Annotated in this window: 16 protein-coding genes; 6 read left to right on the forward strand and 10 right to left on the reverse strand. The window is 42.7% G+C overall.

What is annotated here, in order from left to right; all coding sequences use genetic code 11:
• Positions 1 to 604 precede the first annotated feature (604 nt).
• On the forward strand, positions 605 to 1,009 hold the full coding sequence (locus V7L01_RS30380) for a response regulator (protein WP_335041582.1): 405 nt from the start codon (positions 605 to 607) through the stop codon (positions 1,007 to 1,009).
• 538 nt (positions 1,010 to 1,547) lie between these two features.
• Here V7L01_RS30380 and V7L01_RS30385 read toward each other — a convergent pair.
• The 4 genes from V7L01_RS30385 to V7L01_RS30400 all read right to left on the reverse strand — a co-directional run bounded on the left by V7L01_RS30385 (position 1,548) and on the right by V7L01_RS30400 (position 7,711).
• The gene (locus V7L01_RS30385) at positions 1,548 to 1,991 is read right to left on the reverse strand and encodes an SRPBCC family protein (protein WP_335041526.1); all 444 of its coding nucleotides are present in this window, start codon (positions 1,989 to 1,991) and stop codon (positions 1,548 to 1,550) included.
• Positions 1,992 to 2,078: 87 nt separating this feature from the next.
• On the reverse strand, positions 2,079 to 3,518 hold the full coding sequence (gene zds / locus V7L01_RS30390; RefSeq protein WP_335041528.1) for a 9,9'-di-cis-zeta-carotene desaturase: 1,440 nt from the start codon (positions 3,516 to 3,518) through the stop codon (positions 2,079 to 2,081).
• A 275-nt stretch (positions 3,519 to 3,793) separates the two neighbouring features.
• Positions 3,794 to 3,970, reverse strand: a complete 177-nt coding sequence (locus V7L01_RS30395; RefSeq protein ID WP_335041530.1) for a CopG family transcriptional regulator — start codon at positions 3,968 to 3,970, stop codon at positions 3,794 to 3,796.
• A 2,100-nt stretch (positions 3,971 to 6,070) separates the two neighbouring features.
• Complete coding sequence (locus tag V7L01_RS30400; protein WP_335041532.1) at positions 6,071 to 7,711, reverse strand: DUF6930 domain-containing protein; 1,641 nt, start codon at positions 7,709 to 7,711, stop codon at positions 6,071 to 6,073.
• Positions 7,712 to 8,031: 320 nt separating this feature from the next.
• Here V7L01_RS30400 and V7L01_RS30405 point away from each other — a divergent pair, with 320 nt between their 5' ends.
• The 4 genes from V7L01_RS30405 to V7L01_RS30420 all read left to right on the forward strand — a co-directional run bounded on the left by V7L01_RS30405 (position 8,032) and on the right by V7L01_RS30420 (position 9,617).
• Positions 8,032 to 8,388 carry an iron-sulfur cluster assembly accessory protein gene (locus V7L01_RS30405; protein ID WP_335041534.1) on the forward strand — a complete coding sequence of 119 codons (357 nt, stop codon included), beginning with the start codon at positions 8,032 to 8,034 and terminating at the stop codon, positions 8,386 to 8,388.
• Between the two features lie 85 nt (positions 8,389 to 8,473).
• Positions 8,474 to 8,626, forward strand: a complete 153-nt coding sequence (locus tag V7L01_RS30410) for a hypothetical protein (protein WP_335041536.1) — start codon at positions 8,474 to 8,476, stop codon at positions 8,624 to 8,626.
• A gap of 110 nt (positions 8,627 to 8,736) precedes the next feature.
• Positions 8,737 to 9,159, forward strand: coding sequence for a tetratricopeptide repeat protein (locus tag V7L01_RS30415; RefSeq protein WP_335041538.1), 423 nt, complete (start codon positions 8,737 to 8,739; stop codon positions 9,157 to 9,159).
• Positions 9,160 to 9,371: 212 nt separating this feature from the next.
• Entirely contained in the window at positions 9,372 to 9,617 is a 246-nt protein-coding gene (locus V7L01_RS30420; RefSeq protein ID WP_335041584.1) for a hypothetical protein, read from the forward strand.
• A 106-nt stretch (positions 9,618 to 9,723) separates the two neighbouring features.
• Here the strand turns inward: V7L01_RS30420 and thyD are convergent, their stop codons facing one another.
• Entirely contained in the window at positions 9,724 to 10,689 is a 966-nt protein-coding gene (thyD, locus tag V7L01_RS30425; RefSeq protein WP_335041540.1) for a thylakoid membrane protein ThyD, read from the reverse strand.
• Between the two features lie 311 nt (positions 10,690 to 11,000).
• Between thyD and V7L01_RS30430 the strand changes: the two genes are divergently transcribed.
• A complete protein-coding gene (locus V7L01_RS30430) occupies positions 11,001 to 11,348 on the forward strand; it encodes a hypothetical protein (protein WP_335041542.1) in 348 nt (115 codons plus the stop codon).
• A gap of 73 nt (positions 11,349 to 11,421) precedes the next feature.
• On the opposite strand, the gene V7L01_RS30435 is transcribed toward V7L01_RS30430, so the two are convergent.
• From V7L01_RS30435 to V7L01_RS35525, 5 genes are all read right to left on the reverse strand, one after another.
• On the reverse strand, positions 11,422 to 11,919 hold the full coding sequence (locus V7L01_RS30435) for an FHA domain-containing protein (RefSeq protein WP_335041544.1): 498 nt from the start codon (positions 11,917 to 11,919) through the stop codon (positions 11,422 to 11,424).
• Between the two features lie 202 nt (positions 11,920 to 12,121).
• Complete coding sequence (locus V7L01_RS30440; protein WP_335041546.1) at positions 12,122 to 14,551, reverse strand: heavy metal translocating P-type ATPase; 2,430 nt, start codon at positions 14,549 to 14,551, stop codon at positions 12,122 to 12,124.
• A 135-nt stretch (positions 14,552 to 14,686) separates the two neighbouring features.
• Positions 14,687 to 14,866, reverse strand: a complete 180-nt coding sequence (locus V7L01_RS30445; RefSeq protein WP_335041548.1) for a hypothetical protein — start codon at positions 14,864 to 14,866, stop codon at positions 14,687 to 14,689.
• Between the two features lie 171 nt (positions 14,867 to 15,037).
• Positions 15,038 to 15,268: a hypothetical protein gene (locus tag V7L01_RS30450; RefSeq protein ID WP_335041550.1), complete on the reverse strand. Its 231-nt coding sequence runs from the start codon at positions 15,266 to 15,268 to the stop codon at positions 15,038 to 15,040.
• Positions 15,160 to 15,429 (reverse strand): DUF2752 domain-containing protein, encoded by a 270-nt coding sequence (locus V7L01_RS35525; RefSeq protein WP_442937042.1) that lies wholly within the window; start codon positions 15,427 to 15,429, stop codon positions 15,160 to 15,162. Before V7L01_RS35525 ends, V7L01_RS30450 begins: the two co-directional genes overlap by 109 nt.
• Between the last annotated feature and the right edge of the window lie 21 nt (positions 15,430 to 15,450).

Consider the following 15,450-nt stretch of genomic DNA (forward strand, 5'->3'; position numbering starts at 1 on the left):
TTAGACTCAGAATTCATTCTGAGGCGGGCTAGATGAGAATGAAATAGCCCTGTCTGTGAGTAGACCCTTGTCCTGAAAAAAATCCACGTCAGACAATGAGTAGCTAAGAAGACGGCTAGTATTTTTTTCTGCATTCTCCCTGTATATAAAGTTAGATATTGGAGGTTATTTGTTATGTTGATAACCTCCGAAGTGGTCAACAATAGCTAACTAGCAGCTTCACAATTGACTGGTGGATTTTCTTGCTCTGTTAGAAATATTTATATCAGCGATCGCTCAAACCATCAACGCTCATTTTCAACATAAAAAGTCGTGCTGATGTTGACTAGTGGGATAATAGAGATGATTGGGGACTTCCCGATCGCGCTTGAATTCCATTTGTGCAAAGTGGTCTTGCAGTAGGAAAATAGATAAAGCGGTAGTGACCACTAAGCTACATTTTTGGAATTATGCTGTTAAATCATTTTTTGTTACAAGAGTCTGCTTCGGTATCTGATTAACGCTCAAAGTACATCGATCTACTTTTGTGAACCCAAAATCTGCTTTAAAAGAAGCTCTAAATGGGGGAAAAGTCACAGCAAGTAAGGATAAAATTTTATTTATTATGCAATCTTCTGGAACTCTTGCTGGTTTAGATATCCTAGTAGTTGAGGATGATGATGATACTCGCTTTTTCATTACTACTGTGTTGGAAATGGATGGAGCAAAAGTTATCGCAGTGCCATCAGCAGCGGCAGCACACCAAGCATTGTCCGAATTGCAACCTGACATTTTAATTTGTGATATTGGGTTGCCTGGAGAGGATGGCTACAGTTTCATCTACAAAATTCGTGCGCTCAACCCAAAGAATGGTGGACGAGTCCCAGCTATTGCTTTAACAGCTTATGCTGATAGTGAGGCTCGTATCCGTGCCTTGGAAGCTGGCTTTGATACTCATGTATCTAAACCGACCGATCCAGAAGAACTAGTTGAAATAGTGGCTTGTTTGGTTGCTTCTTGTAATTGGTAATTATGAAAATTTAATTCCGATTTGTCAACCTGCATATAGGGGACTTCCAAGTAAAAAAATATCCCATCGTTTTTAGAGCAGGGGGCAGGGGGCACTTAGCTGGGGGAAGAAAAGTGGTTTTGATTCCAAAAATTGGATAATTTATTTTTTGGAGTTCCCTAGTCCAGAACTTAATTTAATTGAGCGCGTTTAGCAATTTATCAAACAGCAGTTTACTGGAGAGGTTTTTACAACACTAAGACTTACGCAAAACCATGATAAAACGAAGCACAAAGGACGCAAAGGACACAAAGGAATAAAAGTTTCAGAGAGTTCTTGCGTAAGTCCTGAACACTTCAGCAATTACCTGTAGGCGTAACCCACCATAAATATTGCCTGCAATAAGTTATTGAAAAAATTACCCCTTGTTTCCTACTGTCTGTTTTGCTATCGATAAGACTCAAATTTGATTTTTGAAAACATACTGAGACTGAGAATACAGTTTGATCGGGGTTCGTTCTGACAATCTTTTTCAAAAATTAGATATGAGTCATATATATCAATTAGCTTTAACATTCAACGCGTATTCTTTAAACCTTTCCAAATCAGCTTGAATTGTCGATTCAACTATTCGTCCCAAAAATAAATTATCCATAATTTTGCCAATAATGCCAGGGATGGCGTAGGAAATGGTCATTTTAACAATGCTACTATTGTGGCGATCGTAAAAGCGAATCGCTCCCTGATTTGGCAAACCATCAATCGATTCCCATTGGATAATTTGGTTGGGAATAACTTTGAGAATTCGAGATTTCCAATTAAATTCTAGACTGCCCGTCTTTAATTTCCACAGAGATATGTCTGGATTCTCTGGCGGAATTTTCACCGAATCAATCCACTTCATCCACCGGGGCATTTGCTCTAAATCAGACCAGAGGCTCCATACTAAATCTATGGGAGCCTCTACTTCTACCTGTACAGTATGCTCTAACCAATCTGACATTCTCTCTTCTTCCTTCTCTACGACGAAATGCTTTGCGGAGCTTGCTTCTTTGCAGGAGTACGCATTCTTTGCGGCTTTAGCAGTTCCTTATCTCTTCAAACTCTCCAAAATCACTTTTGCCGCCCGCCGTCCAGAAATAGTAGCACCTTCCATACTGTCGATGTAATCTTGCTGAGTATAACTCCCGGCAAGAAAGAAATTATCTACTGGTGTTTTTTGGTTGGGACGGTACGCATCCATTCCTGGCGCTTCTCGGTAGAGAGACTGAGCAAGTTTTACCACACTGTACCAAGTCATATTTAGTTCTCGCGAGGAAGGAAACAGTTCGTGGACTTGCTTGAGGACATGCTGCGCGATCGCTTCATTACTTTGGGCAATAAACGGATCTCCTGGTGTCAGCACTAGCTGTAACAATGACCCCTGTCCTGGGCGATAATAATCAGCAGGGCTAGTCAACGCTAAATCGGCAAAACAAGAAAAGTCAGCATCGGCTGTGTACAGTAAATTATCGATTCCAGCGGCATGGTTTAGCTGTTTACGTTGCTCTCCATCGTTCAGTTCCGTTACCCAACCATCGAAGCGTAACTGCACAGTTGCCACTGGCACTGCATCCAGTTTGTAAATATTGTCAAATTCTGACCACTTACGCCACTCGTGGGGTAGGATGCGTTGAATTCCTGGAACATCACAGGCAAAAACGTAAGCATCAGCGGCGATCGTTTCTACCGCATCACCTTGGGCAACTACTATACCAGTGACGCGGGTTTGTTCCTCTAACTCAGTAAACTGAATTTCCCGAACTTGCCGACGCGTGTAAACTTTGGTGCCTCTAGCTTCCAGATATTCCAGAATCGGCTTGTGTAAATACTCAGATGGAGAACCTTCCAGCATTCGCAAAACTGAAGCTTCAGTTCTGACTGCAAATAACTGGAATATGGTCAACATACAACGGGCAGACATATTTTCGCAATCAATAAATCCCAATGCGTAGGCGATGGGGTTCCACATGCGCTTGATGCTGCCATTACTCCCACCATGACTGCGAAACCAGTCGGCAAAGCTTATTTTATCTAATTTGCGGATGGTTTTCATCGCCCCGTTAAAGTCTACCAATCCGCGAACTATCGGACTAGTACCCAAAGCGATCGCATTTTGCAATTTATCCTGCAACGATAGTTGGGAAGTAGTGAAAAATGCCTTTAACCCATTGAAAGGCGCACCTGTAAGGAAGCGGAAATCCAAAGCACCAGTGCGCCCACCCTTATTAATAAATGTGTGGGTATGTTCTTTGAGGCGTAAATTTTCTAACACCCCCACTTTCTTCATCAAGTCAAATAGTTGGTAGTAGCACCCGAAAAATACATGCAACCCCATTTCTAGATGGTTGCCATCTCCATCAACCCAACTGCCAACTTTACCACCGACAAACGGACGAGATTCAAAAATCTCTACTTCACAACCAGCATCAGCTAGATCTACTGCGGTTGCTAGCCCAGCCAGTCCCGCACCTACGATTGCAACGCGCATTCCGTTGTTCCTTTTCAGTTTCTTTACAGATTGTAACTGGGTTGGTGTCGGAATTTGCTACTTAATATCAACTCCACCAGCATATTAAGCTATAGCAATGTCAATACTAAAACCTCTTCGATCGCTTCTTTTAGCCCCGGCAAATGACCAGACGCGAGAAAAACGCGTCTGTATCAGCGAGACAAACTCTTGTCCATTGTGGCGGACTCAAAAAAGTATCGTAGCTATTTTTTGGTGGCAAAGCAGTTATCTGGATAAGTCGTGAAAGTAACTTATTACTTGTTTACATCTTTGCTGTCGTCCGAGACAGGTAAACTTCTAATCAGTTCGCGAATTACGTCGGTTGCGGGTCTACCTGTTTGTTGGCAATATTTTTCTAGTTTTTCCGCTTCCTGTGTTGCGAGATTGACTGTTATACGTTTAACGGCCCATTTTTTATTTGTCATTATCATGCTATTTGCTGTATATTTAGATTGTCGAAAGATATCTAATTAAAGAGGGAACCGATAAGGTTATCAGAATTTGTCTCAGGAAACAAGTAATACCATTAATATTAAAAAATTTCGAGTTGTCAAAGGATTCATCATTTTCTAAAGAAATCAAAAAACTACACTTTTTTTGTTACGATTGTGACAGTAGAAAGAGCACGTAGTTGCTTTTGAAGATAATAACCCCACCAACAGCATGAGTAAAGCCTGACAATGGAGTTTGATAAATGAATTTAAGACAGCTATTTTTGACTCAATCAAGTTTTCCAAAGTTATTCTCCATTGAAAGCATTTGACCTTATCTCTATATCCAAGTTTGCCAAAGCCACTTGGAGAGAATATCTGGTAAAACACCAGAAAACAAAGCTTTAGAATCACTATCATGCTGAAATGCTAGCTTACAGGCGGGTTAGAGTGGTGTGTATGGCTCGTGAATAATCATTTATAAAATAGGTAAATAAGCGATCGCTCTAGAACAAACACCCATTTGCACCCATTACTGTAACCAAGAAGTTAAGACCTACTTGAACCGCGATGAATTGTTGACTTACCTCGATCGAGCTAATTGCTTTTCCGTGCAAATTAGTAGCTAGAAAAAAGGTAACAAGACTCAGTTTCCTGGGTGTAAATAGCCAACATTTTTGGTAATTTTTAACAGCATTATCTGTAATTTCACACAGATGAATCATCCAAAAACAGATATGATGTTAGTTGACTGTTATCGAGGACAATACTTTAGTTTTGTTTCATGCTTTTACACTAACAAATTGTAAAAATACAATCCAATTTTAGATGTGTTTTCTCTTCCCTCTAGCGATATAATTTGTCTTAGTATTAGTAATACTTTTCCCATTGGTAGTATTCATCTATTGAGAGGTTAGAGAAATTATTGTTAACCAACTAATGTGCCAAGAAATTGACAGTAAAATTTTTTATATCAAAAGTAAGATATAAATTGCTGCCAAGAAATTTTGGGATTGTAAACATTTATTATTTGCTAAGTATACCCATAAAAGCAATTGTATATTTCAATATTTACCTGTCATGTGTTCATTATAACCATTATTTATGCGCTTTAAATAATCTTCATTTAGACACCAAACAAGCTTATTTTTATCCTTTATAAAAAAAACACAAAGAAAAAGATATCACCTGAGCTTTTGCTTAATGATATTGATACATAACAAGATGCTAAACTCAAAAATTTGTTAAAAAAAACATTCCTAAATCTAAGTACGCCAGTTAAGTTTGGCTTAACCGAACTTTGCAGATAAATTTTTATAAAGTTGTACTTATTTATACTTAAACATATCCAAATTAAATGGCTATAAAAATACGAAAATACAGATACTTCATGAAACTGAGATAAAGTTAACTTCTAATATTGGTTGCCTGTTGGTGTTGACATATACATACAGCAGAACTCATAGAGAACTCTGAGTCAAGCGAAAAACTGGAGTGGAGGTTTCCTCCGTAGACGCTTTGCGGTTCCCATTGTTGGCGTTCTAGCGTCACCGCTTGCCGCAGGCATCTGGATTTTTCAATTTTTGGCTTCCTTAGATCGGAAATTGGGAGAATCAGAAGTCAAAAGTTAGAATTCAGGAGGAATATCATCTCCGCAAGCCCTACGTAAATGTGGATTGCAAAGCGCTGCACCCTGAGAGGTACGCCGATGAAGAGTGCTGAGTTAAAAGACCGCCCACAAAGAGTAGGGCATATACAAACGCGAAAATCCTGTTAGCGGAAGCGGGGCGTTTAGCCCGTATTTTTCTACTCCAATACGGTTCAGTTAAGCATTTCTTCCTTCTCTTTGTGTCCTTTGCGTCCTTTGCGGTTCGTTAAAAAAATTGACTTTAACAAAGAGTTTTAGCCTTAACCCAAGCGTATTGCTTTTTACTCCACTCAGCACTGAGTTGGTAAACAGAAGAGGGGTAAAGGTTAAAAGGTAAAGCCTTCCTTTTTCCCCTCCCAAATACAGTTTTGGTCAATATGCGAATCAAATACACATCAACTTAAATTCTCATACCCACAATTTGAGATTGAGGATTGGGGGAATTTATACAACTATTCAAATTTAAGTTGGGGCATGAGTTGGAGAGTGCCAATACCTAAATCTTTAGGTGAAAGCGATCGCCCTTCAAACAAAGCCATCATATCTCGTAACTGAGGATTGCCACGGGAGGCTCCCGTTAGTCCTTTAGCAATGATTAAGCCACAATAGCCCTTAGTATTTTTACACCGCTGATTCCATTTTTTTCGGGCTTCTACATGAATAGGATCTTCATCTAAAAATTCACCGAATAGGAACAATTCGCCATTTTGAGTTTGCAATAAACCGAGGTCGTAGCGATCGCCATCGAAGGGGTCGGCACCTGGATTAAAGCAAATTGCTCTCAGTCCCCCTGTTGCTTCAATTCTTTCAATTACAGTCTTAGCCTTGGGCCGGGAAGTTTGAATTAAAATCACCGGCAAACCGTCACCCACTTGTTTGATTTCACCAGCCGGATGGTAGCTGACCCCTTTACGGAGGTACTCCAACATTTCCCAGGACACCACACCTAAGCTGAGGAAGGAATCTTCTGGTATCAAGTCATCTTGCAATGATTGTAAATTCGGTAAGCCAAGATTCTCAATCTCCTCGTCATCGACACCAAAGCCTGCCATTTCCTCTAATTCTGTTGCTAACTGCGACATAGTAGAGACTGTCACAGCCACAGATTTAGTTGATTCTTCAGACTGCGGCAGAGAAATTCGATAGCGACGGCTCAGGCTAGGGAAGATGTCCTCATGAAGCTGGCGGCGGTGATCGCGAATAAACCGACTCAGGCTTTCGATCGCAACCAAAATTACCAGTGCTTCTTCGTCATACAAAACAGACCGTAGCCCTTCTAAGGGGTGGATATTACCGAAAGTGGGGTCAATTTCTGATAATGGCAGATCCGCCAAATCATTTTCTTCATCCTCATCTTCATCGGTTTCGTCACTACTCTCAAAAGTGAGAAACAGGCAATCTTGCTTGAGGAATGCTTCTTCTAGATGCTCGGTTGATTCTTCATCTCTTAAAACTGCGGCGCGAAACTGTTTTAAAGACTCTTCGGAGCGATAAAACAAAATCCCATACTCCATGCCCAGCATTCCCATAACTGAGGCGTAGAGTGTGCCAACATCCCACTTATTAATTTCTATTGACAAGATTTGCTGTTCTTCCAAAAATTCCCAAGGTGCTGCTTGCCAAATTGCAAATGCCTTCTCTCGTAAGATTTGTGCATATTGTGGGGGTAAGTCGGGGGTTTGACTATCGAGGATGTCAGCAAATCCCCGAAATAGTTCGTCAATCAAAGGCAGTTCTGGTGCGTAGTCAATAGCGATATCTAAATCTTGCAGCACCCCCCGCAGGTAAAATTGGATCTCGCGGTCTTTGACTACAATTCTTTGGGGTCTGGCAGGTTTTGCCGGACTGTGGGGATGCTCCATTGCTCGCATTAAAGTCCGAACTATTGCTTCTGGGCCGATATCTGAAGCTACCACGTCCATTCCTCGAACCACACCTTGGGAGTAATCTACCCAAAGAATGCATTCTCCCTTTTCCTCTGAGTCAGAGAACTGGTTTGGTGATGACAACGGACGGCGATCGCCCTCCCATACAGAAGGAATTTGAGTTAATTTCTTCAAGCGACGACTGGTAGAGCGATTAAAACTTGTCATAGAGATCAAAAGAAGCAATTTGGAAGTAAACTTTGGGGGATAGCTAGCCTCAGATTAAATTTTTATGGCTGCACCTGAAAGATAGTTGCTTCTCAGACTGCCGCCAGGCTTGAATTTCAAAAATACCGAATCTATAAACACACTGAGTCTCTCAATTCTAGAATAAAAATGTTTGGCTGCTTTTGACGGAGTGTTTACAATTTGGCATCTAACGACATCTAAGCCGCTAGAATGAATACAAAAACACCAAAGGCAACTCAGAGGCATTAACAAGCCGATATAGGGTAACGCTTAAACTAATAAAGGAGTTGAAAAAGCAGATGACACAAGCAATTCAGCCTCAGCAACGCGGAATTTTGTTGAGCGAAGCCGCATTGCACCAGGTAAAATCCCTCCGGGACAAGCAAGGCACAGACTTGTGCTTACGGGTAGGAGTCCGTCAGGGTGGCTGTTCGGGGATGTCTTACATGATGGACTTTGAAGACACCAGCAAGATCGCTCCGCAGGATGAAGTTTTTGACTACGATGGCTTCAAAATTGTCAGCGATCGCAAGAGTCTGTTATATCTCTACGGTTTAATGCTCGATTACAACGATGCCATGATTGGCGGTGGCTTTCAATTCACTAATCCCAATGCCAACCAAACTTGTGGTTGCGGCAAGTCATTTGGGGTGTAATATTGTCATTTGTCATTTGTTCTTTGTCATTGGACAAAAGACAAATGACTAATCACCCTTCGGGTGACGCTCGTACCGACGCTCGATGACTCGCTCTAAGCGTACCCCTGCTCTTAAGCAAGCTACGCGCAGCGTCTCCCATGCCGAAGGCGTTGCCTCTGGTAGAGAAGGCTTTACGCTGCGCTACCGCTACGCTAGCACCAGTTGCTCATGGGAGAAACCCCCAGACGCTCGATAACTCGCTCTAAGCGAAGCCATGCCGAAGGCTTTACGCTGCGCTATCGCCCTTGGCGTCTCCCCTTGGGAGAAGACCGCACTGGCTCACCAATGACCAATGACTAATGACTAATGACTAATACAGTTGAATCCCTGTTTGATACAGGTTTAGAACGCTATAAGGCAGGAGATACAGTAGATTCTTTAATCCCTGTGTTTAAAGAAGTGTGCGATCGCGCTCCGAAAACTAGTGCTGCTTGGATTTGTTTAGCGTGGTTGTATCTACTCGATAACAAACCCAACTTGGCTTACAAAGCTGCACAGAAGGCAGTCAAGTTAAACCCACAAGACCCGCAGGCGAGAGTAAATCTCGCCTTAGCAATGCTGGAAACAGGTCAAAAAGGTTTACGGGAACACATTGACATAGCACAACAGCTAATTTTTGTCAACCAGGAATGGAGTGATGAAATAAAAGGCAGTATTGAAGACGGTTTAAATAGAAAACCAGATTGGCAGAGTTTGATAAAAGTCAAAAATTGGCTGTTTGAAGAGTAGAGGATGGGGAGTGGGGAGAAATCAATTAAAAATTAAAAATTAAAAATTAAAAATTAAAAATTGAAGAACTCCTCCTTCCTCTCTCCCAATGGCCAATACAACTCTTAGACGGGCTGCGCCAACTACTGCTTTCGACTTGACTCAAGGCAAGTCGCTTACTTAGTACAAGTGGCCAATGCCCAATGTCCAATCCCCCATTTCCCACTCCAATCATGAAAGATAAATTGTTAAATTGGCTAAACATGGTTTTAGTCGCAGATGTTTTTTTGGTTTTTTTTGGCTTTGGCTGGTTAGCGATCGCTGCGATCGGTGATGCAGCGGGAGTAAACCTGGGTTTAGATTTGTGGCATAAACTGTGGCAACCCTTGTTTAACCCAGCAATTGGCATCCTCATGGGCGGTGCTATTCTCAGCGGTATTATCAGTTGGGTTTCCAAAAAGTTTCTATCTAGCCAATAGTTAAGGGACTGGGGACTGGAAAAGAAGCAGGTGAGCAGGGGTAAAATTCCTTTCCTCTGTACCTCTGCCTCTTGTGCCCAATCCCCAGTACCCAGTCCCTTTGACTCTATGCAAGAATTTGTCTTAATGCTGATTGTAAATTAGGATATTTGTACTTAAAGCCTGTTTCCACGGTACGTTTTGGGATGACTTGCTGACCTTCTAAAACTACTATAGCCCCGTCTCCTAAAAGAGCTTCTATCGCAAAAGCAGGAACAGGTAGCCAAGAAGGGCGATTCATCACTTGTCCTAAAGTTTGGCTTAAATCTGCCATCCGGACTGGGTTAGGGGCAGTGGCATTGTATATACCTTCTATTTCCGGTTTAGTTAAAGCTTGCAGAATTAGGTTAACTAAATCGTCTACATGAATCCAAGAGAACCACTGGCGGCCACTGCCAATAGGGCCACCTGCGAAGAGTTTAAAAGGCGGAATCATTTTACCTAAAGCACCACCATTGCCCAGAACAATCCCAAGACGCAGAATTACCAACCGTACACCAATATCTTTTACTTTTCCCGCTTCTGCTTCCCAGGCTTGGCAGACTTGGGCGAGAAAATCGTTACCAGATAGATTTGTTTCATCAAAAATTGCCGTCTCACTGGTGCCGTAGTAGCCAATAGCCGAAGCGTTAATTAAGACAGTTGGGAGGCAGCGCGTTGCGGGGGTTCCCCCCGTTGTAGCGACTGCCGTTTTGGGATTAGCGTTGACTATTGCTTCAACTATTTTTTGCGTACCTAACTTTCGGCTATTGAGGATTTCTTGTTTGCGTTCTGCCGTCCAGCGTCCTTCACCAATAGGTTCTCCTGCCAAATTAACTACGCCATCACAACTAGCAATGACACTTTGCCAAGAACCAGATGCATTTGGTGTATAGGCAACAATTTCTACATTGGGGAAAGCCTCAGATGGAAAAACCTTTTGAGCAAAGGCAGTGTTCCGAGTTAATACTACTATTTTATGACCTTCCCCGTGGAGTCGTTGTACCAAACGACTACCAACAAATCCTGTTGCTCCAGTAATTGTGACTTTCATTTTCTACCTCAGCCAAACCTTTATTGTAAAGTTTTTGATCGAACTTTCAGCTTACTAAAGAAGGCAGAGGGCAAGAGAGAGGAGCTACAAAATCAGCGATCGCGCATTAGATATAAAGAGTTTCTGCCTTCTGCCTCCTGGCTCCTGCCTCCTGCCTCTTCATGGCACTTTCCTTGTGGATAGAACATGTGTGACTGTATATCTGGTAATGCCCGATCTCAAAACTTAAAAACTTTGCTTTTCTAATGACTTTCCGTTTATATGCTTCGGTATTATAGGATGGACGGAGTGTTGCAAGGCGTGGGGCTATTATGGCTCGCTATACCTGTTCATTTATTGTTTCTGTTCCTAGTGACCATCTGTTGCCGTTACTTGTAGAACTTCTACAGGACTGTCAGTTGGATATTCAATACCACACAGGCGATTACATTATCGCTCGTGAGGTTCCCGGGAATGTTCCTTTTCCTAAATTGATCGCAGTAGAAATACTGATTGATAAATCAAAATCTACTGAAACAGAAACCCGGATGAGTATTGTGATTAAAAATGAAGAACTACCGCTCCAACTAGATAATTACTGCCGACAAATGTTTGAATTCATCAAGCAGGCTATTGAAAGTAGCCGTCATTGGCATTTGATTGAAAGTCTTGCAGGATAGTTTTGGTGATTTGAATTGACACTCCCACGGCTTGAAGTTGTGGGAGTGTCAGACTGCGATCGATAGTTATAATTCAGTCTCCTATATCTTCTAAATCCTCGGCCATACCGGGGTTTATTAGTGTAATGTCGTACTCACTCGAATCCGTTTGTCCCAAACGCTGAGTGTTTCTTAAAAGGTAATAAATGGCACGGACTTGAGGGCCAAAAACGATCTCGTCTTCATTTTTTAGATCGTGAGCTGGTAGCTTACGTCCATTAATCATCAAACCGTTGGAACTAGGCTTTCCTTTGGCATCGCCATCTACAATCCGGTAATAGTAGCTATGACTATTATGCTCTCGTGGCAATCTCACTAATGTGGCATGGCGGCGGGAGACAAACTGCGACATCAAACGGATATTACACTCGCGATCTCTACCAATAGAGTAGACGGGGTGCTCCAGAGAAAATTCTTTGCGACCTTGATCGTCTTCAATAATCAGTAGATGGTTTTCATTGGTTTCTGCTGCCATTGACAAATTGGTGGAACTGTGATTAATCAAGATTTGTTTAGTATCGGATCTTGCCATTTTCATGCACCATAAGTTTGTGGTGCCGATCTAAATAAGCTTTAAAATTGCATAATACCTTGAAAGAGTAGAACTTGGTCGTTCTACTCCAGTAGCTATGATAGCTTTGGTAAGTGTCTCAAGAGACTATGTGGACTGGTAAAACCTTGAGATGGGAATAACTAAGATTTGTGCTTGGAAATTTTACGGGCAAAAGAGTATTTTAGGGGTGATGAGCTAATCGCCGTAATAATATTGAGTTTGTGACGACGCTAACAGAGCTAAAAGCCATTAATGCAGCAGCACCAGATGGGTTAAGAACAAAACCCAGACTAGGGAATAAAACACCGGCTGCTAAGGGAATGCCAACTGTATTATATGCAAAAGCCCAGAATAAATTTTGGCGGATTTTGTTGAAAGTGGCGCGACTAAGTTGAATAGATTCGACGACATCGTTTAAGCGATCGCGCATTAGGACAATTTCAGCAGTTTCCATCGCCACATCTGTCCCGGAGTGTAAAGCAATTCCTACATCTGCTTGGGATAAAGCTGGAGCATCATTGATTCCATCTCCTACCATTGCGACTACGGAGTGGGGAGTTTTCTTTGTCCCTTCTAACTGGAGAGACTGTATTGCGGCCGCTTTTTTCGCTGGAGGAACACCCGCTATTACATCAGCGCTGTCCAATCCTAGTTGTTTGGCTATGGCGCTAGCTGCTTCTTGGCGATCGCCACTGAGCAGCATTACCCGTAAACCCATCTGACGTAACTTGTCTACGGTGGATTGGGCATCTGGTCTCAGGGTATCAGAAACAGCTATTAGCCCGGCTAAACTTCCGCCAACTGCTACGCAAACGACAGTTTTACCATCTGTTGCCAAATCCTGTGCTACTTGTTGTGCAGTTTCGTTAATCGCAATGCCGTGCCAACTCAACCAGTCCCAGTTACCCAATAGGACAGCTGTGCCCTCTACCACAGCAGACACTCCTAGCCCTGGTTCCGTGTGAAAGTCCACAGCCTCTGGAATAGATAACTGTTGCCGCCGTGCTTCTTGCTGAATCGCTTTTGCTAAGGGGTGGTGAGTACCGCTTTCTACGGCTGCTGCTAGTTGGATTAGGGATTGGGCATTGTTATTCTTCTCATGTGCCTCTTTCCCCGTCTTCAATCCCTCAATTAACAGACAATCTGTAACGATGGGATTACCCGTGGTCAGAGTGCCAGTTTTATCAAAAACTACGGTGTTTAACTGGTGTACTCTTTCCAAAACATCGCCGCCTTTGATTAACAGACCCCGTTCTGCGCCCATAGCAGTCCCGACAAGAATGGCTGTTGGTGTGGCAAGTCCCAAAGCGCAGGGACAGGCGACTACCATAACTGCGATCGCTAGTTTTAAACTAATTAATAAAGAAGAATGGGGAGCTTGATGTGTAGCGTGGCTCATCATTTCCATGCCACCAGACATGCTGACATCATTCCAGATGTGAGTGCCGAAAAAGTACCAAAAGACAAATGTTAATACAGATGCTGTCAGCACCCCATAGGTAAAGTAACCGGCGACTGTATCTGCTAATTTCTGTACTGGTGCTTTCCGAGTTTGGGCGGCTTCTACTAAAGCAACGATTTGAGCTAGAGTTGTATCACTTCCAGTACGAGTTGCCTGAATAGCGATCGCTCCTGACTGGTTTAGTGTCCCTCCTGTCACCAAATCTCCCGGTTGCTTAATTACTGGCACGGCTTCCCCAGTCAGCATGGATTCATCGACCGTTGTTTGACCAACCACCAATTCACCATCAACGGGGATTTTATCACCTGGCAGCACTTGTAACCATTCACCAACACGCACCTGTTCCGCAGGAATTTCTACACTAGAAGATCCCACTCCGCCTTTCTCTGGGTTGGCAATCAATCGCGCTACTTGTGGTTGGAGTGCTAGCAATTTCCTAAATGCGGCAGCGGCACGACCTCTAGCTTGTTGCTCTAATGTCCTTCCTAAGAGAATAAAGCCCAGCATCATTACTGGTTCGTCAAAGAAGCACTCCCAACCCATTTGGGGAAACAGCAGCGCTACTAAACTAGCAATGTAGGCTGTCAGCGTTCCCAATCCCACCAGGGTGTTCATGTTAGGCGCATTTCGCCGCCAGCCCAGCCAGCCATCCACTAAAATCGGGCGACCGGGAATTAATAGTGCCACTGTCGCCAGTCCACAGTGAAACCAGATGTTATTCAGCCCTGGTAGCACTGAGCTGCCAAGATTACCAAAATGTCCACTTCCCGACAATAACAGTAAGATTGCAGCGATCGCCAACTGCCTAACAGAAGAGCGCATTTCTTTGCGTTGTCGTTCTGCTGGGTCTGGTAAGGTAGATATCTCGCCTGCTACTGTGCCGTTAAGTTTTCGGGGTTGAGTCGGGAATCCAACGGCTGTTAATCTCTGTGCTAGTGCATCTGCATCTACCGCACCAGTTTCTGACTCTACAACTGCTACCTCAGTGGCCAGGTTCACACAGGCACTCTTGACTCCTGGATGTTGGGTTAGCTGTCGCTCTACTGCATTCACACACCCCGCACACTTCATACCCCCAACATCGAGAATAATTTTCTCTAGGATTGGGTCAAGTTCTGGGGCTAGCTTAGTTTTCGGGACAAGTTGCATGGCAAGTGTTTAGATTCGCTACAGAAATTCAACGCCTGACTAAAAGCGTCTCTAATTTGAGCGTAGGCGAAATATGGAACTACGACTGTATGTCAACCCTATTAAATTTCTTAATTTATCGTATCTGGCTGAGGGTCAATCACGGCTCCAGCGTAAATAAGTCACATAAACGATCGCTCCAGCCTGCATTGGCATAAGGACAATCAGGCTTTTCCAAAAATTGTCAATTTCCAAATTAGACATGGCGCTGAAATAGCCAAAGCCCAACAACAAGAAGAGTATCCAGATTAGCTGTTTACGTTTGAGGGTTAGCATAGCAGTAGGATTCAGGATTTGTTAGCAAAAATATCTAGTTATACCGATAAATCTGGACAGAATACACAATAAATTCAATTAATAGTTCTTCAAAAAAGAAGTTTCCCCAAGGGAGTTAATAAAAGAAAGATACATTCCTTGCGTTCGTGATATATGATACAAGCGGACAAGCTAGTAGTTTAAAACTGCAAATAGCCCTATAATCTGTAATTTTCTTTGTTTAACTGGATGAGAATAAAATGCTGTAATTCGACGTTTTGCGAGTAGTTTCAAAGTAATATGAACTGCCATAATCACAAAACTAGCAAACAAAACTGAGCCGAATAAATTTTCTGCCACTGCTTGAACCAAATCTCCTTGGCAATAGCCATAAAAGAGCAAGCCATCCCACAAGTTGGACATGGAATTCCAGTCAAATGCCGTATTGGGCAAACTAAGAATCTTACTCTATGACCTTGGTGATAAAAATAAGTCCTAAGTAGGGGTGTACAGGAGAATCCTAGTAAACCCCAGCGAACCAATTTCCCTTGGTATGTCAAAGGATAAGAAAATAATTCAAACACCAATGCACATTAAACTAAAAC

Origin of the sequence: Nostoc sp., assembly GCF_036917095.1 — a bacterium.
Lineage (GTDB): Bacteria > Cyanobacteriota > Cyanobacteriia > Cyanobacteriales > Nostocaceae > Nostoc.